Origin of the sequence: Moorena sp. SIO3H5, from assembly GCF_010692395.1 — a bacterium.
Taxonomy (GTDB): domain Bacteria; phylum Cyanobacteriota; class Cyanobacteriia; order Cyanobacteriales; family Coleofasciculaceae; genus Moorena.
Genome location: NZ_JAAHHS010000083.1, coordinates 1 through 22,989 on the forward strand (window position 1 = coordinate 1; position 22,989 = coordinate 22,989).

Annotated in this window: 16 protein-coding genes; 4 read left to right on the forward strand and 12 right to left on the reverse strand. The window is 43.7% G+C overall.

The genetic code is table 11. The features are described from left to right. Nucleotides 1-627: 627 nt before the first annotated feature. The 3 genes from F6K52_RS12090 (at nucleotide 628) to F6K52_RS12100 (ending at nucleotide 3,401) form a co-directional block, all read left to right on the forward strand. Complete coding sequence (locus F6K52_RS12090; protein WP_293077739.1) at nucleotides 628-846, forward strand: hypothetical protein; 219 nt, start codon at nucleotides 628-630, stop codon at nucleotides 844-846. Nucleotides 847-951: 105 nt separating this feature from the next. Further along, a complete protein-coding gene (locus F6K52_RS12095) occupies nucleotides 952-2,277 on the forward strand; it encodes a type IV pilus twitching motility protein PilT (protein WP_293077741.1) in 1,326 nt (441 codons plus the stop codon). A 176-nt stretch (nucleotides 2,278-2,453) separates the two neighbouring features. Continuing rightward, complete coding sequence (locus tag F6K52_RS12100; RefSeq protein ID WP_293077742.1) at nucleotides 2,454-3,401, forward strand: circadian clock KaiB family protein; 948 nt, start codon at nucleotides 2,454-2,456, stop codon at nucleotides 3,399-3,401. On the opposite strand, the gene F6K52_RS12105 is transcribed toward F6K52_RS12100, so the two are convergent. The 10 genes from F6K52_RS12105 to F6K52_RS12150 form a co-directional block, all read right to left on the reverse strand. Further along, complete coding sequence (locus tag F6K52_RS12105; protein ID WP_293077744.1) at nucleotides 3,384-3,572, reverse strand: hypothetical protein; 189 nt, start codon at nucleotides 3,570-3,572, stop codon at nucleotides 3,384-3,386. The genes F6K52_RS12100 and F6K52_RS12105 overlap by 18 nt on opposite strands. A 36-nt stretch (nucleotides 3,573-3,608) precedes the next feature. Beyond that, nucleotides 3,609-5,327 (reverse strand): ABC-F family ATP-binding cassette domain-containing protein, encoded by a 1,719-nt coding sequence (locus tag F6K52_RS12110; RefSeq protein ID WP_293077746.1) that lies wholly within the window; start codon nucleotides 5,325-5,327, stop codon nucleotides 3,609-3,611. A gap of 789 nt (nucleotides 5,328-6,116) precedes the next feature. Beyond that, entirely contained in the window at nucleotides 6,117-8,897 is a 2,781-nt protein-coding gene (locus tag F6K52_RS12115) for an SdrD B-like domain-containing protein (RefSeq protein WP_293077748.1), read from the reverse strand. A gap of 930 nt (nucleotides 8,898-9,827) precedes the next feature. Beyond that, nucleotides 9,828-13,628 (reverse strand): Ig-like domain-containing protein, encoded by a 3,801-nt coding sequence (locus tag F6K52_RS12120; protein ID WP_293077750.1) that lies wholly within the window; start codon nucleotides 13,626-13,628, stop codon nucleotides 9,828-9,830. Nucleotides 13,629-14,526: 898 nt separating this feature from the next. Beyond that, nucleotides 14,527-14,733 carry a hypothetical protein gene (locus F6K52_RS12125; RefSeq protein WP_293077752.1) on the reverse strand — a complete coding sequence of 69 codons (207 nt, stop codon included), beginning with the start codon at nucleotides 14,731-14,733 and terminating at the stop codon, nucleotides 14,527-14,529. Nucleotides 14,734-14,855: 122 nt separating this feature from the next. Continuing rightward, a complete protein-coding gene (locus F6K52_RS12130; protein ID WP_293077753.1) occupies nucleotides 14,856-16,787 on the reverse strand; it encodes an ABC-F family ATP-binding cassette domain-containing protein in 1,932 nt (643 codons plus the stop codon). 247 nt (nucleotides 16,788-17,034) lie between these two features. Next, nucleotides 17,035-17,877 carry a prohibitin family protein gene (locus tag F6K52_RS12135; protein WP_293077754.1) on the reverse strand — a complete coding sequence of 281 codons (843 nt, stop codon included), beginning with the start codon at nucleotides 17,875-17,877 and terminating at the stop codon, nucleotides 17,035-17,037. 393 nt (nucleotides 17,878-18,270) lie between these two features. Further along, nucleotides 18,271-19,980, reverse strand: a complete 1,710-nt coding sequence (locus F6K52_RS12140) for an ATP-binding protein (RefSeq protein WP_293077764.1) — start codon at nucleotides 19,978-19,980, stop codon at nucleotides 18,271-18,273. A gap of 16 nt (nucleotides 19,981-19,996) precedes the next feature. After that, nucleotides 19,997-20,152, reverse strand: coding sequence for a hypothetical protein (locus tag F6K52_RS12145; protein ID WP_293077756.1), 156 nt, complete (start codon nucleotides 20,150-20,152; stop codon nucleotides 19,997-19,999). 151 nt (nucleotides 20,153-20,303) lie between these two features. Continuing rightward, nucleotides 20,304-21,095, reverse strand: a complete 792-nt coding sequence (locus F6K52_RS12150; RefSeq protein ID WP_293077758.1) for a glutathione S-transferase family protein — start codon at nucleotides 21,093-21,095, stop codon at nucleotides 20,304-20,306. Nucleotides 21,096-21,148: 53 nt separating this feature from the next. Between F6K52_RS12150 and F6K52_RS12155 the strand changes: the two genes are divergently transcribed. Beyond that, complete coding sequence (locus tag F6K52_RS12155) at nucleotides 21,149-21,283, forward strand: hypothetical protein (RefSeq protein WP_293077760.1); 135 nt, start codon at nucleotides 21,149-21,151, stop codon at nucleotides 21,281-21,283. Nucleotides 21,284-21,483: 200 nt separating this feature from the next. On the opposite strand, the gene F6K52_RS12160 is transcribed toward F6K52_RS12155, so the two are convergent. After that, entirely contained in the window at nucleotides 21,484-22,239 is a 756-nt protein-coding gene (locus F6K52_RS12160; RefSeq protein ID WP_293077762.1) for an MBL fold metallo-hydrolase, read from the reverse strand. Between the two features lie 167 nt (nucleotides 22,240-22,406). After that, a complete protein-coding gene (locus F6K52_RS12165) occupies nucleotides 22,407-22,910 on the reverse strand; it encodes a Uma2 family endonuclease (RefSeq protein ID WP_293077766.1) in 504 nt (167 codons plus the stop codon). Nucleotides 22,911-22,989: the final 79 nt, after the last annotated feature.

Genomic DNA, 22,989 nt, shown 5'->3' on the forward strand with positions numbered 1-22,989 from the left:
CATCCCGTGTCGTTAATAAAGCTTGCCGAGTATCCGAACCGTTGGGTGGAGTTGGCAAGAAGCCTACACTGAACTCGTTCGCGAAGCGGCTCTGTAAGAGCAGAGTCAGTGTAGGAGTATGTCACAGTTATATAGACCGAATCAGTGATAGAGATAAGTTATAGAGTCCCAAGAACAAGAAATGGAGCTAGGGTCACCGAATCGGATCAGGATGGGTGAGGGGTTGACTCCGATTTGCTTAACATTTGTTATAATTTGCTTAATATATATTATCCAAATTGAGTAGTTTCCTCATATTGAGCATAATTACTTATAATTACGCTAAATTACTCATATTAGGTATTTGTGATTAGGAGTTACCCCCCCCGTCCCTTGCTCAATCCTCATCTTAGGGGTGCTTTGAATTTTAGTAACCCTTTGCTTGCGCCCTCACGGATTGCGCCCCGCCCTCACGCTGATCTTAAATCTAGTTTTGAGCAGGGGAGAAGATTTTAGAGTTTTTGCTGCTTACTCAAAAATAAACAATCACAAACAATAACAAACAATTAGATGGTGACAGCTAAGGGATTTCAAAACATACATAGTCCTATCAACACATCACCTGATCACCATTTATAGTTCAAAGAAATGAAATTGGTGTATAGCGTTTCTTATACTTATCAGGTACACTCAAATTTCTTACCCCGACTCCCGACTCCCAGGGAGTGCCCGTTCACGCTTAGCTTTGAAAAAGCGCGGGGTCGCACCGCTCCCGACTCCCGACTCCCGACTCCCGACTCCCGACTCCCGACTCCCGACTCCCGACTCCCTAATGCCATTAACCCAAGACTAAAATCCCTTACTTAAGGTAGAACTGTTATAAGTTATACTCAACGCTAACTGTTGGGAAAACTTTGAGTAAGAGTTTGTAAAATAAATTCTCGTAGCCCAACTGTAGTTGGTAGTTGAAAGATGACAGATCAACAGTCCTCACCCCGCATTGCACCAGCACCACCGCCTTTGAATATAGCGTCTAGAGCAGCATCTGCTCAAGGCAATCAATCGAGACCTGCACAACCAAGAGCCATGGCTCCAAGAAACGGTCAAGGCGGTGCCGCAGTAGCCTCACGCCCTCGGCCTGTGGCCACAGCAGCTCAGAATTCAGCCACTAACGTCCAAGCCAAACCATCCGCCAATCAGCACCAGAAGACACCCCAGAGTATCGGTCTGCCCCCTGGACAGTCAAGCTTAGAAAGCATTGTCCGTCAGGCTTTTGAGAAAGGAGTGTCTGATATTCATCTAGGTGTTGGTGAAACTCCCCGTTTCCGGAGTCGCGGTGAAATGGAGCCAACGGAGTATCCAGTCACAGATAACGCAACATTTAACTGTTGGCTCAAAGAAGTAATGACTGATGAGGAAATCCGGCGCTTTAGAGAAGATTTGGAATTTGATGGGGCAACTCAGTACGAGTTTAGTCGGGTCAGGATTAATGTCTTCGATAGCCTTCTTGGTCCTGCAATGGTCTTGCGGATTATTCCCCTGAAGATATTGACCCTTGAGGAGTTGCGGTTGCCTGCAATCCTGAAAGATGTCTGTCACTACCATAAAGGTCTCATTTTGGTCACCGGTCCCACAGGTTCCGGAAAATCTACCAGCATGGCCGCCATGATAGACTATATGAACAAAGATATGGCGCGGCATATAATTACCATTGAAGACCCCATTGAATTTATCCACCAAAGTCGCAAATCTCTGGTTAAACAGCGGGAAGTAGGAATGCATACCCGTAAATTTGACCGGGCATTGAAAGCGGCTTTGCGGGAAGACCCTGATGTGATTCTGATTGGGGAAATGCGAGATCGAGAAACAGTCAATACAGCTCTCAAGGCTGCTCAAACTGGTCACTTGGTCATGGGTACTTTGCATACCAACAGTGCCGTGAAAACCATTGAGCGGATTCTCAATCTCTACAATCCAGAAGAACAGGCTCCCATGCGGGTGGCCATATCAGAAGCCCTAGTAGGAGTCATTTCCCAAGGGTTGTGCCGTACTACTGATGGCAAGCGTGCTGCTTTTCATGACATCCTGATTAATACTGAATCCATTAAGGATTACATTCTCAAGGGCAAATACGAAGAAATTGAACAACTGATGGCGGCCAGTGAATTTGACGGTATGGTTACCGTAAATAAATCCTTGTTCGCTCTTTATCAAGAGGGGCGTATTACTGAGGAAACTGCCTTGGAAAAGTCACCCACTCCCAACGAGATCGCAATGATGTTGCGCGGTCGGATCTAGGGATTAGTCACGCTTATATTAGGGATTAGGAATTAGGGATTAAGACTTAACTCCTAACACCTAACCCCTAAAACATAAACTATTAAAATAACACTTATAAACTATTAAAATAACGCTTATAAACTATAAAATAAAACCATTAGTATCAAACTAAATTGACGACATAGTACTAGCATATGCTGGATGAAACCCCCTTGCCCCAACTGTTTAAAGGTATTGCTATATTTACACCAGGGGAAGATCTAGTGTATAGCATTGACTTTAATAAGCAGAGTCACTGGCATCTGCATCTGTGTGCGAGTTTACAGGAAATACTGGGGTTACCAGAGCCACCTCATTTTTTAGTCCCCGGATATACTGCCACCATTGATCGGTGGATTGACCCTCAAACCAATCAGTTGCGCATGTCAGCAGAAATTCATTGGTTGGTGCAACATCATCAGGCATTGTTAAATGCAGTATTTGGGACTGAAAACCTGATGTGGCAAGTAGCTCCTTGGGAGGAAGAGTCCTGTGACCCGGCGGTGCTAGAAACTTATCGCAATCAGTTTCCCCAACTCTGGCAAAACCATGACTTGATCCTGCGCATTGACCGCCCAGAGCCATTATCCTACTCTGATACAGAAGAGGTTTTGCCAGAAAGGGTTACTAACCAAAACTCTGGCAGATCTTCACCTCAGGAACATTTGAGAGCTATGGAAAAGCTCCCGGGTTTATCTAAGTCTGCCACTGATAGTACAGACTCACTTACTGCCACCGATGTCAGCAAACCTGATTCTTTATCCAGGATGTCCCTGCCTGATGTGTCTCACTCCCAGGTACAACCTACCCATAGCTATGTCCTGCGTTTGTTTGTTTCCGGACATAGTACAGAAACTGAGTATACTCTCAAGAGTCTATACCAGTTGTTAGAGAATCATTTAGGTCATCCCTATACCCTAAAAATTATTGATGTTTTCAAGCACCCAGAACTGGCAGAAACCGATCATATCTCGGCTACACCGACACTACTCAGAGTATGGCCCGAGCCTGTCCGGCGGATTGTCGGTGATTTGAATGATATTGATCAGGTATTGCAGAGATTAACCAGCAATATAGTTGACTCCTCAGCACTTCAGCAATAAGCTTTTATAGCAAGTATTATACCCATGAGGTACAAATCTCTGGGTTTTAGGGAGCAGGGAGCAGGGAGCAGGGAGCAGGGAGCAGGGAGCAGGGAGCAGGGAAAAAATAATGTGTACCTTATAGCTATGATAAAAGCTATAATCGGTAATAAGTAATATAGCAGTTCTCAATTTGGTATTGAGAACTGCTATATGTCACTTTTGTTGTTACTTTTGTTTAGCAGCAGCTTTCTTTTTAGTCTTTTTAGTCTTTTTGCTAGCATTGGCAGCTTTTTTAGCCGCTTTGGCCGCAGCGATCGCTTTTAAGCGAGCTTCTTCTTTTTCCTGGGCAATCTTTTCGAGATAGTAGTGGTAATCTCCTAGATAGGTGCAGAATTCGCCATCCCGAATTTCTACTATTTTGTTTGCCACTTTCGAGATAAAATAGCGGTCGTGGGAAACAATAATTACTGTACCATCATAGGTACCGAGTGCTTCCTCCAACATTTCTTTGGCTGGGATATCCAGGTGATTAGTCGGCTCATCCAGAATTAGTAAATTAGCAGGACAAAGGAGCATTTTGGCTAAGGCAAGGCGGGCTTTTTCGCCTCCACTAAGGGACTCAACCTTTTTATAGACCGTGTCCCCAGTAAACAGAAACCGTCCCAATAGGGTACGCACTTCCTGATTTTTCCAGTCTGGGACTTCATCATGGATGGTTTCCATGACCGTTTTGCTTAATTCTAGGGCTTCTGCTTGATTCTGCTCAAAGTAACCAGGAATGACATTGTGTTTGCCTAGTTTTACTATTCCTTCTGTGGGCTGTTCCATTGCCATGATCATGCGGAGTAAGGTGGATTTACCGCAACCATTGGGACCGATGAAGGCAATGCGATCGCCCCGTTCAATCAACAAGTCTGCTCCCAGAAATAAAATCTTGTCATCATAGTCATGGACTAAATCGTTGATTTTGACTACCTCAACACCACTACGGGGGGCAGGAGGGAATTGGAATTTGAGGGTTTTGAGGTTAGCAGTGGGGGCTTCTATCCGTTCAGTTTTTTCTAATTGTTTCTCTCGGCTTTTGGCTTGGGTAGACCGGGTTGCACTAGCACGGAAACGCTCAATAAAGGCTTGCTGCTTTTCTATTTCCTTTTGTTGACGCTCGTAGCTACTCAGTTGAGCTGCCTGCATCTCGGCTTTCTGCTGCAGATAAGCTGAGTAATTGCCTAGGTAGTTAGTCGAGACACCCCGTTCAGTTTCTACAATTTGGGTACAGAGGCGGTCAAGAAACTCCCGGTCGTGAGATACTATTACCATTGGGGTCTTCAGACCCTTGAGATAATTTTCCAACCATTCGATGGTTTCCAAGTCAAGATGGTTAGTCGGCTCGTCCATCAGTAGGACGTCTGGCTTCTGGAGCAGGATTTTGCCTAAACTCATGCGCATTTGCCAGCCACCACTGAAAGCACTCACTAAGCGATCGCTATCCTCTGGCTCAAATCCCATCTCTGGCAAAATCTTGTCAATTTTTGCTTGTAAGCCATAACCATCCAGGGCTTCAAATTGGCGCTGCAACCTATCTAGTTTTCTAATCAGCCCTTCCAATTCTGCTTCATCAGCCATTTCCATGGCGTTTTGCACTTGTAAGATTTCCTCGTTTACCTGGTTAGCTTCCTTAAATACCGTCCAGAATTCTGCTGAGACCGTGCGGGTTGGGTCTACTTCAAATTCTTGGGTGAGGTAAGCAATATGAAGACTGGCAGGACGGATAACAACGCCGCTGGTGGGTTCCATCTCTCCAGCAATAATTTTCAGTTGCGTAGATTTCCCGGCACCGTTGACGCCAACTAAGCCAATGCGATCGCCTGGTTTAACTTCCCAGTTGACATCCTTTAGAACTTCGCCAGTGGGGTATACTTTACTAATGTGTTCGAGTCGCAGCATTAAGATGTCTCCAAGGAAAATTTTAGCTGGGGACTTTTAGTCCTGATCCCAAGTTGCTGTCGGGTTTACTACAGAAGTTTGGTTAACAGGGATGCCCCTGTTCCTTTGACCATTAGTCCTTCTCAGTTTTCCCATCTACAGCAGATTATCCCTGGAAACCGCCACCTACAGTAGACATCTTGCATCAATGGTGCCAAGCCCCGATTATCCCCTGTCGTGATCATCCTCTACACCCGTGACCCCTGACATTGCGGTGCGCGCACCGTCGTACGGAATTGAATTTGGGGGACTTCCACTCCCATTCCCTGAAAAATTGGGGGGCTAGGGCCTGTCTTCAAACTCGGAGATCCCCCTAAATCCCCCTTAAAAAAGGGGGACTTTTAGTATGGCTCCCCCCTTTTTTAAGGGGGGCTGGGGGGGATCATAATCTTGCGAAAAACTTTGAAAACACGCCCTAGGGGGCAAAAACCAGATTGATGCAAGAAGTCTAGTGATAGAGTTTACGATCCAGGATGTTTTCGGTTATCGTAACAAAAATTCATCATGACTGGTAGTACCATCAAGTAAAGGAGATAGGGAACTTCAGCTCGAGTCACCGGGAACATTAATCTTAAGACGATTCCCTCCAAAACATTGGATTTCACTATTGTGTTTTTTCAATCTTACAGAATGAACAGTCAGCTAATGCCCATAGCGCGTTAGCTGACTGCTTAGGTTAATTATTGATGACTACTTTCCCTACTTGCCTTCTGTACCCAAAGCTGAAGTTTTGTGTTGAGTATATGATTACTAGACAAACTCAAAATTGTTGCTAGTGAAATCAACGCTGGTAGTATTTTGTAGGAAAGCGACCATGTCAGAAGAGCCATCAGTGTTTTGATACAACAGATAGGTGCCGCCATTGCCCTGCTGTGTCTGGTAATCACCGATAGAACCGTGGAGCTGAATCACATCTCCCTCTGCGGTATTAAAGTCTTCAATGACTGCACAGTCATGCCAGCCCGCTGCTACATAGTAAGCTTGGTTGACATCACCAAGAATAAAGCGGTCAGCACCAGCACCACCCCGTAACACATCATCAGTATTAGCTCCAGCGGAAATGGCGTCAGTACCCTTCAGAGTGTCATCACCCTCACCACCATTCAGGGTATCATCACCCTCACCACCATAGAGAATGTCATCACCATTACCACCATTCAGGGTATCGTTACCCTTACCACCGCTCAAACGATTGTTACCATCATCACCGCTCAACTCATTGTTACTTTTATTACCAGTAATAATCTTTTCCGGGTCAACGGTGAACAACCAATCAGAATGATAGACGTATTCTTCAGCATTGGAGTGCTCTAACCAACCCCAGCCAGAAATGCCATCAAAGCCGCGATGACCTTGATCATCGGTTTTATCCCCAACCTGGAAACTGAAGGAATTGTTACCAGCCTCATCACTGAGATCAAATTCAGCCTGGTCACCATACAGTTGCTTGATAGTACCTGTATTAATTCCAGAGAAGCGCTCTTGGACAGATAGATCATCATCTCCGGTGACAGTTTCTACGTTATTGTAACTAAAGTCAATTTGCCACAAACCTGGGGTATCATCGTAGTCAAAGTTGTTATCTACATCTAGATTACCGAAAGCAGTACCAAAGATCCGGATTTCATTTCCATCCACACTCATCTGCATATTGGCATCAGGATGCTCGAAGTCAAACACGCTGATGTCACCGGTTCGCCACTCATTATCAACGAACAAGCCAGTCAGAATTAGACCATGAGGATTGCCATTACCAAAACTAATACCATCTTCGTGATTGGAAAGCTGATAAGTGCCATCTTCTAGAATTGGGGGTATCTCAGTGGTATCATCGTTAACCATCACCGACAAACGTTTATCGGTAAATGCCCCATCCAAGTCCGTTGCTCGTACTTTGACTTTGTAGTTGTTGTCACTATCGTGATCAAGAGGATTCTCAAAGTTGGGAGCATATTTGAAAGAGAGCTCACCTGTATCTTGATCAATATTGAATAAGTCTTGATCCGGACCACCAACAATGGAGTATTGTAGCCCTCGGCCTTCACCATCGAAATCATCAGTGGAACTGATATCGATCACGTTCGGGGCGTTCTCCATGATCGAGAGCATACCATTCTGAGGAAGATTGCTGAATTGAGGTCCTTCGTTAATCAGCTCTTCCGGGTCAACGGTGAACAACCAATCAGAATGATAGACGTATTCTTCAGCATTGGAGTGGTTCAACCAACCCCAGCCAGAAATGCCATCAAAGCCCCGATGACCCTGATTGTCGGTTTTATCCCCAACCTGGAAACTGAAGGAATTGCTGCCCGCCTCGTCAGTCAGATCAAATTCAACCTGGTCACCATACAGTTGCTTGATAGTACCTGTATTAATTCCAGCAAATTGAGCATCAACCGATATATCATCATCACCGCTGACATTATCAGCGTTATTGTAAGTAAAGTCAATTTGCCACAAACCCCCCGGGTCGTTATCGTTATAGTCAAAGTTGTCATCTACATCTAGGTGACCGAAAGCAGTACCAAAGATCCGGATTTCGTCTCCATTGATACTCATCCGCATATTGGCATCAGGATGCTCAAAGTCAAACACGCTGATGTCACCGGTTCGCCACTCATTATTAACGAACAAGCCAGTCAGAATTAAACCATGAGGATTGCCATTACCAAAACTAGTACCATCTTCGTGATTGGAAAGCATGTAAGTGCCATCTTCTAGAATCGAGACTGGCTCAGAATCAGAAGGAGTTACTTGTACCAACCCAGCATCAACTTTATTGTTAATTTCCCCAGCTTTTAAGGTAATCACCTCTGTCATACCAGTGGTGGGATCAGTAACATCTGAATCTTCCGACTCCTGGTCACCAACATTAGGTGTGGTGAACTTTAAATCAGATGGTAAATCAGAGAAACTGACTTTGTAGTCCCCTGCAGCAAGGTTTTTAAACTTGTAGTGACCATTATCATTAGTGGTTCTGACCTTGGTGATATCATCACTAGTGCCAAACTCACCATCTTCACCAGCGCCAGTCAGAGTAACCTTAATCCCTCCAACCCCTTCTTCTCCTTTATCAAGAATCCCATTACCATTAGCATCAAGCCAGACTTTGTTGCCAATTTCACCAGTATTTTCATCGACGGGATTGCAGTTAAAACGGCCTTTGCCAAATCCTTTGCCTCTGCCAAATCCTTTGCCTCTGCCAAATCCTTTGCCTCTGCCAAATCCAAACAAGTCCTTATCGTCATCAAACAAGTCTTTGAATTTGCCAAATCCACCCTTTTGGCCCTTTAAAAAATTGCCCTGGAAACCGCCTTTGCCAAAGCTCAAAAAGTCCTTTTCATCGTTATCCAACCAGTCTTTGAATTTGCCAAATCCACCATTTCTATTAGGGAAACACTTCTGATTTGGGCCACAGTTGTCATTTCCTGCAGGCAAACAGTTGTTTGGATCAAAGTTTACAGATTTTTTAGACCAATTGGATTGTCCGAAGCTTTTTTTTGTTTTTAGGCGGTTACGAAAGAATGTCATTGTTTTAAATTCCTGAGGATTGGTTTACTGAAGTGACTTAACCTTATTTATGGTATTTGCCTATTCCGCTATTGGGCAATCTGGCAAATAGTTAGTTGAATGTGTTGGTACTTTAATTATTATGGTTGTTGAAGTCTATTGATTCCAAACTAATCAGATATTGTGATTAATTGGTGATAGCAGATTATAGGATTCGATGATTGCTTTGCTTTTGATTTTCTCAATCGTAAAAAAAAAATCTAATGGGTGTCAATATCAATCTGGATAGTTTGGGCGCAATTTACATAAACTTTAAACTTAGCTTACAGTTTCTTAGAACGGGGAGAATTATTTGAATAAGATACAGTCGTACCATAATCTGATTAATAGAAGGAGATTATCATGACTATTTACTCATAAAAAAGTAGAGACTTTACATGTAAAGCCTCTACTTATAGGGTTTATAATATAGTAATTTTAAATCATTGGTAAAATCACGGGATTTCTTAAGAACTAGCTCCTTCTGCCTAACACTTCCTGAAAGCCTTTCTGCAACTTTGATCTGCTCCCGTATAGCGCTGCCTTCATACTCCCTACTTTGTGTCTCTGCTCGTAAGTCCCGGCTTCCTAAAAATCATAACGAAGTACTTTACCCAATTAACAACTGCTATATTAAGCTGGTTTTCATTTAAATTCCATGGTTATTACAGCAGGGGAGCAGGATAGCAGGAAACCCATGGATAGGGCTTTACGGTTTTTTGATAACTCAATAATATCCAATTTAAATCCGCAACAGAAACCGTGAATTCCCCTATTTCCCACCCTACCCGCGCCCGGCCTACCTTCCCCAAAGTCTCTGTTCCCTACTCTCTACTCCCTATTACGTACTCCCTGAAACTAGACACAAAACATCCCCAACCATTAAGATTGAGGATAAATCAGGTGATTCAATTATAATTGAACTTGGAAGTAAACATCCACCATGTCGATGGTTTTACCGTTCAACAGAGCAGTACTATGCTCACCGTGAAGATTGCCATTAGCATCACGGGTGAAGACATCGGTGAAAGCTGTCTCTAGGTCAGTGATGCCGATAGAGTCAAGGGAAACTAGCTCACCTTGGTCAGTGATACCGTTTTCGTTGCTGTCTTGCCAGAGCTTCAGTTCCCCAAACAGAGCATCATTTTCATTGACTAAGCCGTCACCATTAGAGTCGAAGGTCTCAAGTTTGGCAAAGCCCTCACCCACACCGGCACCGAATAGCTCATCACGGGAGGTGATTTGACCGTCGCCATCATTGTCAATGGCCAAAAAGCCATCTTCTCCAGAAAGCCAACCAGTGTTAACCTTGCCGCCGGAGTTAAGCATGTCGAACTCAACCCCTTCATCAATACTTAGGGTTTTAATGCCATCACCATTCAAGTCAAAGCTAATTGGGCTGACAAAGGTATAGTCAGTTTTATCTTGAATATCAACCTCAAGAGTCCCCTGGTTAATCTGTGCATCACCCGCATCCGAAATCTTGATGGAGAACGTTTCGTTATCACTGGTTCGAGTGAATCCGTTACGTAGAATATTGACTCCTGAACCCTCTACAGCTTGATCGTTTAGGCGCAGTCCTAAATTATTATTACCACTGAGGAAGTTATCAATGACTACTTCTTCCCGTGCTGCATTAACTTCAAAGCTGTCGGACTTAGTTTGTCCTGCTGCAATTGTAACTGTTATTGTGTTGCCGACATTAAGAACTCCATCCTTGGTGACATTAAAGTCCCAATTCTGTGCGCTAGACCCAACTTGTGTAGCAAAGCCACTACCAACAGTGTTTAAAGGCACTCTGCCAGAAAAGTCTCTTCTAAAAATATAAGCACGTCGTAAGTTGGTTACTGTGGTATCGTCTAATGCATTCGTTCCATCTGTATAACGTCCCCAGGAGAAGCCACCATCAATTGCTCCATTCACAATTTGACGGAAAATCTCATTATTGTTATCAAATCGATTAGCCGTCCCATCCATAATCGTGAGTGTGATTTGGCGATCTTGGGAACTAACAGTATCAACTTGAACGTGATAGCTACCAGAATCACCTTCCATGATGCTGGAATCACCCACAAGTGTGACTGTCGGAGTGGGCGGAGCAGTTACATCCACTGATATATCAGCCGTGTCAGTACCACCGTTACCATCGCTGACCTCGTAGGTAAAGCTTTCGTTACCAGTAAAATCAGTATCTGGGGTAAACTCTAACTGTCCATTATCCAGCAAAGTGACCGAACCATTGTTAGTATTGACGGTTTCACCAGTATTGATAGACTGACCATTCAAGGAAGTAACCGCAAGAACATCCCCATCGGGGTCAGAGTCATTGGCTAAGGCATTGATAGTTACAGAGGTGTTAACAAAGGTGCTGTCGCTGTCATTCACCGCATCAGGAGGAGAATTTGGAGTAGGTAACGGATTCACTCTCACCGAGAGATTTTTATCGGTAAACGCCCCATCCAAGTCAGTTACTTGTACTTTGACTTTGTACTTGTTGTCACTATTGTGATCAAGGGGATTATCAAAGTCAGGAGCATCTTTGAAAGAGAGGTCTCCTGTATCTTGATCAATGTTGAATAAGTCTTGATCCCGACCACCGACAATGGAGTATTGTAGCCCTTGACCTTCAGCATCGAAATCATCAATGGCATTGATATCAATTACGTTGATGCCATCCTCCATAATGGAGAGCCTACCATTATCAGGCAGATTGGTGAATTCAGGTGCTTCGTTAATCAGCTCTTCCGGGTCAACGGTGAACAACCAATCAGAATGATAGACGTATTCATCAGCATTGGAGTGGTTCAACCAACCCCAGCCAGAAATGCCATCAAAGCCGCGATGACCCTTATTATCGGTTTTATTACCAAGCTGAAAACTGAAGGAATTCTTGCCAGCCTCGTCAGTTAGATCAAATTCAGCCTGGTCACCATAGAGTTTCTTGATAGTACCTGTATTAGTTCCAGCAAATTGAGAATCAATCTCTAAATCATCATCATTGCTGACATTATCAGCGTTATTGTAAGTAAAGTCAATTTTCCATAAACCACCCGGGTCATTATCGTTGTAGGAAAAGTTGTCATCTACATCTAGGTGACCGAAAGCAGTACCGAAAATCCGGATTTCGTCTCCATCTACACTCATCCGCATATTAGCATCAGGATGCTCGAAGTCAAACACACTGATGTCACCGGTTCGCCACTCATTATCCACGAACAAGCCAGTCAGAATTAGACCATGTTCATGCCCATTACCAAAACTAGCACTATCTGTGTGATTAGAAAGCTGGTAAATGCCATCTTCTAAAATGTCAGGCTCAGCATCAACATCCCATGAGAAGGTAGTTTCGGTGCTGCTGCCATTGGCATCATCAGCGTTGACGGTGACTGTGTACATCCCATCCCCGTTGGGTCCACCTTGGGAGGCACTGTTGTCAATGGTGCCAGTGATTTCACCAGTAGCTGAATCGATGGTTAATCCATCAGGTAGTCCAGAAGCAGTGTAGGTCAGGGAATCCCCATCAGGATCGGTGAAGGAGGCATCTAGGCTAATACCACTGTCAGCATCTAGGCTTTGTTGGTCACCAATGTTGGGTGCTACAGGTAAATCATTGGCTCCATTAATGGTAATACTGAGGTTGGAACTAGCAGAACCCCCTTCTCCATCACTGTTGGTGTAGTTGAAGCTATCGGTTAAGGTTTCAGTTTCATCCAAACCTTGAACATCAGGGTTACTGTTATCTAATGTATAGCTGTAAGAACCATCTGTATTCAGGGTTAAGGTACCGTAATCACCAACAAAATCACCAACAGTGGTTACAGTTATATCATCTCCATCAGAGTCGTTGTCATTCGTTAGCACATTCCCCTCAACCGTAACGGCATCTTCTGTGATGCTGTTGCTATCGGTTGAAGCAGTCGGACCAGGGTTGTCCACATCCCATGAGAAGCTAGTGTCGGTGCTGCCACCATTGCCATCATCTGCAGTGACGGTGACTGTGTACATCCCATCCCCGTTGGGTCCACCTTGGGAGGCACTGTTGTCAATGGTGCCAGTGATTTGACCGGTAACTGAATCGATGGTTAATCCATCAGGTAGTCCAGAAGCACTGTAGGTCAGGGAATCCCCATCGGGATCGGTGAAGGAGGCATCTAGACTAATAACACTGTCAGCATCTAGGTTTTGTTGGTCACCAATGTTGGGTGCTACGGGTAGGTCATTAATTTCAACCGGTAGGTCATTAATCTCACCTAGGTTACCTACTAGTTTGCTACTGCGCTGGCGATTCTGACCCACACTGGTAAGACGCACACCAAAGTCTTGGTTTTCAAACAGATCCAGGGTTAAGTCAACGGAATTGTGGGAGAGGATAAACGTGGTAGATTGAATATCATCCTTACCAATCCCACTGCTACCGATCGTGACCCCACCGTCAAAATCGGTATTTGTTCCATTCATGTTGACGCCACCACCAAGGTTGCTCACATTATTGACCTGAAACTTGGTATTAGTGACGTCGTTTCCTGAAACAGAAAGACCATTAACCAGGGATTGATCGGAAATGTTGAAAAATAAACCCCGCAGATCGCCAATTGTGCCATCAATCACATCAACTCTGAGTCGAATGGTGCCATTTGGACGCTCGGTCAACGTAATCCTGGCCTTAGCAGAAGCTCCTGCAACATTTGAAATCTCAAAAGATTTGGTACTCATTTTATTGCCCTCCAAATTACTTATTCCCAAGCTTGAACTAAATTAACCGTGTTTATGGTATTTGCCTATTCCACTCTTTGGAAAAGATGTCTGGCAAATATATGGTTGAATTGGTTGGTAATTTTATTTATTTATTACTCTTGAAGTCTCTTGATTCTAAACTAATCGGAGATTGTGAGCAATTTGTGTTGTGAGAGAAGATTAGATGATTGCTGTGCTGTTCATTTCCTCAATCGTAATAAAAATAAATAATAGTTGTCAATACCATTTTCTTGAGCTTTGGCATAATTTATATAAACTTTAAATGGTCAAACTTTAGCTGAACAAAACATAGTAATACTACGATATTGGTATGATTAATTATTCACTCATAAAAACAATCATAAACATCAAAATAAAAAGTGCTGGTTAAAAACCATAAATCATAATTTAGTTGAATAAAACATAGTAATACTACGATATTAGTATGATTAATTATTCATTCATAAAAACAATCATAAACATCACAAAAAAAAGGCGTTCCTTGGAACGCCTATACTTATAGTTTATTATCATTTAATTGGTTTAATTTTTAATTATTTCTATAGCAAAGGGAGCAGGGAGCAGGGAGTAGGAATCAGGGAAGAGGGAAGAAAAATTATCACAATTCAGTTAGGATAGTTTTAATCAATTTTATTAACCCCTTTTTTAAAAAAAACTTTTCGATCATAGTTTAGATATTTTTGGTAATTATACGGGATAATTTAAGGGTAAAAAAATAGATAAAATTCGGGAATATCTTTAAATTATCTATTACTCTAATCATGATGGGCTGATTGCTGATAGCGATAGGGTAAATGATCACATTAAAGTAACTGTGGAAACACTGAAATAGGGATTGGGTAAGGGGTAACATGACTTAAGGGTTTGACCACTCAACTGCTATATTTAGTATTTCAGCTATATGTATATATTGGTGTTTCGATAATGTATAACTTTTTGGAAAAATTATGTGTACCCAATGGTTGTCAGCTATAGCTAAGGGAACAGGGAGTAGGAAGTAGGGAGTAGGCAGTAGGGAGTAGGCAGTAGGGAGCGGTGCGACGCTGCGCGAACGGCCAATCACAAGGGTTGTTAGTTCAATTATGGGTATGGAACGCTAGGAGCGCAACGGTAGAATTACAGCGGTGGTGAGAGAAATTATGGGTTCCCGTAGCGTGGCCATAAGGCAATCGCAACGGTAGTGATCTAAGAGTCCCGTTCCGCTAACTCCATCCAACGCTCAGTTGCTGTATCAATTTCCTGAGTCAATGCCTCTAAGGTCTGATAAAGTGCCTGGACCTCACTGGTGTTTTTGGGAGGGGATTGATAAAGGGTTTTCTCCAACTCAGCTTTCTGAGCTTCCAGTTGGGGTATCTGACTTTCGAGTTTCTCAAATTCCCGCCTTTCCCAATTAGACAGCCGACGGGGTTTGTTATTACTGGATGATTTTTTAGGATCGGGCTCGACCTTAGAGGATTCAGGCTTTTTACCTTGAGTCTGAGCCATCTGTTGGGCTAGTTTTGCTTCTTCTTCTCGCTTTTTATCGATATAAAGGGAATAATTACCAGGGTATTGACGTATATTACCCTCAGATTCAAAGGCAAAGATTTTATCGACGGTGCGGTCTAGGAAATAGCGGTCGTGGGAGACTATAATCACACAACCATTAAACCCCTCTAGATACTCTTCCAGTACAGCTAGGGTTTGTACATCTAAATCATTAGTGGGCTCGTCAAGAATAAGTACATTGGGAGAACTCATCAGTACTTGCAACAGAAACAAGCGACGTTTCTCGCCGCCGGAAAGCTTATGAATTGGTGCATACTGTTGGGTGGGAGGAAATAAGAAACGCTCCAGCATCTGTGAGGCAGTAATCAATGTGCCATCAGCGGTTGTCACATATTCTGCTACGTCTTTTAGGTAATCAATTACTCGCTGATTTTGATTAAGAGCTTCGAGCAAATCCTCTGAATGCTGGTCAAAGTAACCGATATAAATGGTAGACCCAATTTCAACGTTACCAGAATCGGGCTGAATGCGTGCAGTAATAATATCCATTAGGGTAGATTTCCCTACTCCATTCCCACCTATGATGCCAACTCGGTCATCGGGACTAAATTCGTAGGTAAAATCTTTGACCAGAATTCTAGCGTCATAGCCTTTAGAAACATTGTCTAACTCAATCACTTTCTTGCCAATTCGACGACCAGGGGTAGAAATTTCTACTTTACCCTGAGTTTGTTTAAACTCCTTGGCTTGCATGTCGTGAATACGGTCAATTCGAGCTTTTTGCTTGGTACTGCGAGCCTTTGGCCCCCGTTTGAGCCATTCTAACTCTCGGCGCAATACCCCTTGATGTTTCCGTTGAGTACTGATGGCTGATTCTTCAGCTAAGGCTTTTTTCTCTAAATAGTAGGAATAGTTGCCAGAGTATGTATACAGGTCTCCCCGGTCAATTTCGATAATGCGGTTGGTGACCTGGTCTAGAAAATAGCGGTCGTGAGTAATCAGTAATATTGCTCCACGATAACTATTCAGGTAACTCTGTAACCACTCTACGGACATGGCATCGAGATGGTTTGTGGGCTCATCCATTAACAATACCTCTGGTTCCGCTAGCAAGGCGGCTGCTAATGCAATCCGTTTACGATAGCCACCAGACAACTGACCAATGGGAGCATCAAAATCAACTATTCCTAATTGACTTAGAATAATTTTTGCTTTTGTTTCCAGTTCCCAAGCTCCTGTGGCATCCATCTGCTGGGTTACACTTGAAAGCTGTGCTAGCAGTTGGTTATCCTCGGGATTGTGAGCCAATTTCTGGGAAAGTTCTTCATACTCACGAATCAGAGTCATCTGCTGGCCACTATCAGCAAATACTTGCTCCAAAACCGTGTTATTGTCATCTAAGTCTGGTTGTTGGGGTAAGTAAACAATTTTAGTTTTGGGATTAATGGAGAGTTGACCAGCATCAATGGGCTCAAGACCAGCAATTATTTTTAATAGGGTGGATTTGCCTGAACCATTAGTGCCAATTAGACCAACTTTATCCATAGGATCTAGACTCAAGCTAGCTTCTTTCAGGATTTCTTTAATTCCAAAGTCTTTGCGAACGGATTGTAGGGTGAAAATACTCATTAAAAATTTATAGGAAAGGGAGTAGGGAGTAGGGAGTAGGGAGTAGGGGGTAGGGAGTAGGGAGTAGGGAACAGGTAAAATAAATATATTTTAAGCTTTACTTCGATTGCTATCAATTTATTTTTAAAAAACCCGCTTTCTGGGTAGAAAACGGGTTTTGGTAGTCAACGCTCAACTGTCCTACCAGTTACTACGACTAATTTGACTAAATTAGATATTTATTGACTATTTTATTGACATTTTGATGCTATTGAGGTACGTTGTTTAGGTCAAAGATAAAGGGAACACTGCTATTCCCATCACCACCAATAACCAGAACTTTAGGCATCTGAGCCCCACCATCTCGCCAAGCTGCGATCGCTTCTTTCTGGAGCACTAGTTCACCCCCTTGGGCTTTTAGGGTTTCCGCCAACAGTCGTTGGGCTTCGGCCTTACCCTGAGCGCGATTAATTTCTGCTTGAGCTTCTTGCTCAGCTTCCTGTGCTATATAGACAGCTCGTTGGGCCTGTTGTTCAGCTACCTGTTTTTCTTCAACTGCCTTGGCAAATTCCCTAGAAAAATTCAGGTCAATGACGCTAGTATCCAATACTTGGACATCATACTTGGCTAACCTTTCGCCCAAAGCCTTATCAAAATCTTCCTTTAACTGACTCCGTTGGGTAATCGATTCTTCAGCAGTGCGAAGGGCGGCAGCAATTTTAAATGACTCTTGAGTCTGAGGGGCAATAATTGTGGTCACTAGATTCTGTAGAGTTCCTTGTTTTCGTCTGATACTAACCACCTTAGTGGGATCGAGGCGGAAGTTAATGGCGAATCGAGCGGTCAAATCCTGAAGATCCTTTGTGGAACTCTGGGCTGGGACTTCAAACTTCTGTACGGTGACATCATACACATCGACTATAGAGACGAAGGGCAGTTTGAAGTGGATACCCTCAAGCAGAGCGCCATCTCTAGCTTTACCCAAAATACTAAGGACTCCAGCCTGACCGGGATTGATAATTACAAAACAATTAAAGGTGAGGAGAATAACTAATGCTGCGATAATCCCCCCGAGTAAAGATTGCCAATTTTGTGGATTTTGGTTCCTCAAGTTTTAATCTCCTTTTAAATTATCCCCCGGATGAATCACGGGGAAAATAAGCCCTGATGTTACCAGATCGGGCATTTGCCACGTCTCGTAACCCTTATGGGATCATATCTTCAGCATACTAGAAAACTTCGTCTATCAGCTTAAGCAAAGGGAACAGGGAACAGGGAGTAGGGAGTAGGGAGTAGGGAGTAGGGAGTAGGGAGTAGGGAACAAAATTATCTGAATTCCTAGACGGATTGCTATATCAGCGATTTTGGGCTACGCCCACGCTACTTGAGGTGCTTATGGGTCAAAGGCTAGAAGCCTGTGCCACCCTAGTTGAGGTCACACTTCCCCCACTCCCTCCACACCCCACACCCCACAACCCACACCGCTGACTGCTGATAGCTTATCTCAAAAGCCTATATCTTCTCTAGCTAATTGGGCAGCTAAAAATACCTCTTGATCGGACTTTTCTTGCCAATCTAGCTCCCCAATTTCCTGATAAAATTTCTGATCGTAAGCACGAGTTTTAACTACGACTGGCATTGGTACGGCATGTCCTAAAATCAATGCTTGTTGCTTGGAATCGAGCTTGGCCAATACCGAACGCAAGCTTTGGCCACCAGACACCCCAGTAAAAATTGCTTCAATATCTTTATCATCATTTAGCAAACAAGTAATCCTAGTTCCAATTTGAGACATGACTTCGTTATCAATGCCAGAAGGACGCTGGTCTACGACTAACAAGGTCACAAAATACTTGCGCATTTCACGGGCAATAATCCCAAAAATTGTTTGACGTACTGTGGCTGGATCTAGGAAACGGTGGGCTTCTTCAATGGTAATTACTAGGGGACGGGGGCGATCGCTGGCATTTTTGGACTGCAAAAATATTTCAGCTTTTCTAACATAACTGTTATGAATACGACGGGTAATTAAATTAGTTGCTAACATATACGATAGCATATTGGATTGGGAACCAAATTCTACGACAACATGCTTACCTGCATCGAGAGATTCTAAAATTTTCTTGACATAATTATGGGGACAAGCACTGCGGATATATTTCAATTCATCCAATCGGCTTAATTTCCGCTGTAATGCCATAATTGAGGATTTGTTACCTCGTTTTACTTCGCAAAATTCCTGGATTTCTTCATTGGTCATGGATAGCAATTGTACAATCCAGGATTTGCCAAATTCATTGCGTAAAATAATGGCATTTTCTAGACTAGCTTCAGAAAGATTTAACTCTCCTCGGACTAGGTTGATATCTTCTACTTCAATCTGGTCATAACTCAGATAAAGCTCTTGGGCATCCCGAATCCCTCGTCGTCTGGTAGATTCTGGGTCGAGGGTATAAACCTGTACCTGGGATGGAAAAAGCTGGCGCAACCCTTTGACTGTACTAAATTGTTTCCCTTCGGATACGGCTTCCCAGCCATATTCCGAGTGCATATCAAAAATTAAATTTACTGCTGCTTGCCTACGGATAATCCCAGATAGCAGTAGCCGAGTTAGAAAGGATTTACCGGTGCCAGATTTACCAAAAACCCCGTTACTCCGTTCCACAAACCGATCTAAGTCAATACATATGGGAACTTCCATGTCAAGGGGTTGACCAACGGAAAAATTCCGGCGATGGGGGTCATCTTCTGAGCCAAAGACTGCCCGAAAATCCCGTTCACTAGCATCGAATACTTGAGAAAAGTGGCTGGGAATTGTTTTTACTGGTAACAATTCCATCTCTTCGCTACTTTGAGCTTGAAATGAGCCTAAGGGACTTTTTCCATTTAGTTCCACTGGCTGTTGTGATTGGGACTTTTGTGGCGTAAACATTAGCATGGGGGTTAGATTAATCGTACCGTAGGTGCCACTACCTGCGAGTACATCCCGTAGAAAGTCATCATTGGGATTAGGAGGATTAACCAGAATCCGCTGACTGGAGGTTCCCAAAGACACATCGGTCAGCATACAGAAGAAACGCGATCGCATTCCCTGGACTACCAGAAATTTCCCCACCCGCATATCTTCTACGGAGACATCGGGGTGTAATCGCACTTCCAATCCAGCAGACAGAGAGCCTTGAATAACTGAACCTAAAGGTTGACTTAAATCCATTACCATAATTGTAGGACTATAGCAATGCTAAATCATTTGGGTTATTAGGGAGTAGGGAGTAGGGAGTAGGGAGTAGGGAGTAGGGAGTAGGGGGTAGGGAGTAGGGAGTAGGCATGCTAGCATGCCTATTGCTAGCATGCCTATTGCTAGCAAAAAATATTGTGTACCTCATAGCTATTATCAGCAGTCAGCACTCAGCTTAAGCGCTACGCGCACGCGTGCGCGTAGCGCTTAAGCTATCAGCTAAAGGCTGACCGCTGACCGCTGACCGCTGACCGCTGACTGCTAAGCGCTGACGGCTGACCGCTTAGGGTCAATTATGATTAGTCGATCTCAATTGATGTGGGTTGAGAATCGCTGGGAGTATTGGAAACTAAAGGTTTGCGATAATCAGCATAGATGCGATCGCGCCAAGCAAAAAAGGTTTCATAGAGGTTACTATCGGCAAAGCCAGGAATCCCTTGACCTTTATATTGCTGGGGGATATCGAGATAATTCCCATCGGGGAATTTCAGGAGCAGACTTAAACCAGCTACGGCAAAATCTGCTAAGCAAGGGGAGTTGCTGACTAGATAAGGACTATCGAGAAGCAACAGACTCAAAGCTTCTAGGTCTTGCTTGAGACCATCTTTTGCTTCCTTGACGGCATCAGTGCCACAACCGACACCAAACCCTAGAATATCTAAAAATTCCGAGGGTACGGAACCAACTACTGTTTTGAGCACATCAGGGGTTTGGTTCGGTAAGACGGATTTGCGGAAGTCGGGATTTTGGCTCAATGCGCCATAGACCACTTTCCGGCTTTTGGTACCAATGGATTCATCTGCCCATTCTTCGATCAGTAAGCAGAGTCCTCGTTCTTTGGGATCGGTGGGGATGATTGGTTTGTCAGGATACTTGCGATCTAAATACATTGCGATCGCAGTGGAATCACTAATCACTGTATCCCCATCTTTAAGCACTGGTACCTTACTTTGACCAGACAGTTGGAATAGTTCTAACTGTCCTACTCCTGGGGTTACCTCAATTTTGCGATAGTCCAGCTCTTTGTAATCCAGAATTAGTCGTACTTTCTCTGAGTATTGGGACAGTTCAAATTGATACAACTCCAGCATGTTGGATCTTCTCGCTGTTGATGTGGGACACTATGCTACTGTAGCGTTTTCCCATGAAGAGGCAAGGGGAGGGTGTGGGGTGTAGGGTATGGGGTGTGGGGTATGGGGTGTGGGGTGTGGGGTGTGGGGAGATGGGGAGATGGGGAGATGGGGAGATGGGGAGATGGGGAGATCACGAAAGCTTGTAGGGTGGGCAATTTCACTTTGGTGCTCTGGAGAAATCTTGATCACACAATTTTGCCCACCATTACCGGTTGATGTTAGGTTTGCTGATTCAAACCTCACTGATTAATCCCTTGCTGGTGGGCAGTCCGAATCTTTGACATCCCGATTCCCGATTCCCGATTCCCGATTCCCGATTCCCGATTCCCGATTCCCTGTTCCCTTGCTATACTTCCAAGGAAACTCCTACTTTGGGAGTGATGACTTTGGTGGGCAGGTTGTCCTGGAGGAGTTGCGATCGCAATTCTTCGAGACTCCCCTGTTGCCGCAGCACGGAAGTCAAAACCCCTTGATACTCTACAATTTCATCGGCTGCTGTGGGCAGAAATACTTGGGGTCGCAACCATTGCGCCAACTGTAATGCTGTCTTATGGCCTTGAATGACTGGCCCTAGTAACGGTAATTCTAAGGTCACGGCTGGGCTAATCACAATATCTACTGGGGCATAATCCTTGACTTCAGCAGGGGGATAGCCATGAGGTTCGTAGTAAAGACTGGTACCACTATCCAACTGCGTGATCAGATAGGCATTTTCCTGCTGGAATGGACCAATGGGTGCTCCTGGCAAAGCTCGGATTTCTATGTGATCTCCTAACGGAACGGTTTCACCAGCAGTAAGGGTAGTTACCTGGGTATAACCTAGCTGTTTGACTACCTTTGCTGCACTAGTAGAGGCCACCACTGGAATAGTTTTGTCTAATTTTTCCAAGGTTGGGGTATGGGCGTGGTCCTCTAAGCCTTGGGAGAGCAAAATTAGGTCAATTTTATCGGGAATGCTATTAAGTGCTTCCGGTTTGTCCCCTTTAAAGAACCAAGGTTGGTTGCCAAATACCAATGAACCTACTAACCAGGGGTCAATCAGAATCCGTTGGTCTGGGAATTCCAGTAGCCAGCTGTTTGCGCCGAAATGGGTGAGATACATATCTATAGCTATTTTGAATTAGTTGAGGTACAAATTTTTTGGTTTTAGGGAACAGGGAACAGGGAACAGGCAAAAGGCAAAAGGCATGCATGCAAGAGGCAAGAGGTAACTTGACTACTTACAACCTTACAACCTTACAACCTTACAACCTTACAACCTTACAACCTTCAACTTTCATCATTCTCTTCAAAGTTAATCCCTTCGTAAATATCGCTAAAGTTAATGGTAAAATCGATATTATTTAATTCCAGAATTGCTGCTTCTGAGGTTTGCTCAGTGAGTAACCATTTTTCTTCACTGGTTTTGGTATATTGAATCACATGATATCTGGCCTGATCTATCAATATATATTCCTGAAAATGTGGAATTGAGCGATAGTAGAGAAATTTTTCTCCTTGGTCATAATTTCTAGTAGATTTGGATAAAACCTCAACAATTAGCAAGGGATTCATGACAGTCGTCTTACCTTTTCCGGTATAGATGGGTTTTCCCTGAATTACCATAGTATCAGGATAGGTATATTGGCTATAATCAGGTATCCACAATCGCACATCACCAATATAAATATCGTATGCTTGTCCTTTTAAAGCAAACTTCAAGTTAGCTGCAAAATTGAGAGCTATTTTATTATGATTTGTTTCTTGCGCTAGGTTATCGGATGTAGGACTAATTGGTTAAGTAAACTGGAGTTCAAAGTTACCGTAACTGTAACTAAGTACCCCTGTTATATCCTGGGTTTCAGTAGGTGTC

Bases quoted from the DNA above. Each gene is read 5' to 3' on its own strand.
- F6K52_RS12090 (WP_293077739.1), top strand. From the start codon at position 628: ATGAAATTGGTGTATAGCGTTTCTTATACTTATCAGGTACACTCAAAT.
- F6K52_RS12095 (WP_293077741.1), top strand. From the start codon at position 952: ATGACAGATCAACAGTCCTCACCCCGCATTGCACCAGCACCACCGCCT.
- F6K52_RS12100 (WP_293077742.1), top strand. From the start codon at position 2,454: ATGCTGGATGAAACCCCCTTGCCCCAACTGTTTAAAGGTATTGCTATA.
- F6K52_RS12110 (WP_293077746.1), bottom strand. From the start codon at position 5,327: ATGCTGCGACTCGAACACATTAGTAAAGTATACCCCACTGGCGAAGTT.
- F6K52_RS12115 (WP_293077748.1), bottom strand. From the start codon at position 8,897: ATGACATTCTTTCGTAACCGCCTAAAAACAAAAAAAAGCTTCGGACAA.
- F6K52_RS12120 (WP_293077750.1), bottom strand. From the start codon at position 13,628: ATGAGTACCAAATCTTTTGAGATTTCAAATGTTGCAGGAGCTTCTGCT.
- F6K52_RS12130 (WP_293077753.1), bottom strand. From the start codon at position 16,787: ATGAGTATTTTCACCCTACAATCCGTTCGCAAAGACTTTGGAATTAAA.
- F6K52_RS12140 (WP_293077764.1), bottom strand. From the start codon at position 19,980: ATGGATTTAAGTCAACCTTTAGGTTCAGTTATTCAAGGCTCTCTGTCT.
- F6K52_RS12145 (WP_293077756.1), bottom strand. From the start codon at position 20,152: ATGAGGTACACAATATTTTTTGCTAGCAATAGGCATGCTAGCAATAGG.
- F6K52_RS12150 (WP_293077758.1), bottom strand. From the start codon at position 21,095: ATGCTGGAGTTGTATCAATTTGAACTGTCCCAATACTCAGAGAAAGTA.
- F6K52_RS12155 (WP_293077760.1), top strand. From the start codon at position 21,149: ATGAAGAGGCAAGGGGAGGGTGTGGGGTGTAGGGTATGGGGTGTGGGG.
- F6K52_RS12160 (WP_293077762.1), bottom strand. From the start codon at position 22,239: ATGTATCTCACCCATTTCGGCGCAAACAGCTGGCTACTGGAATTCCCA.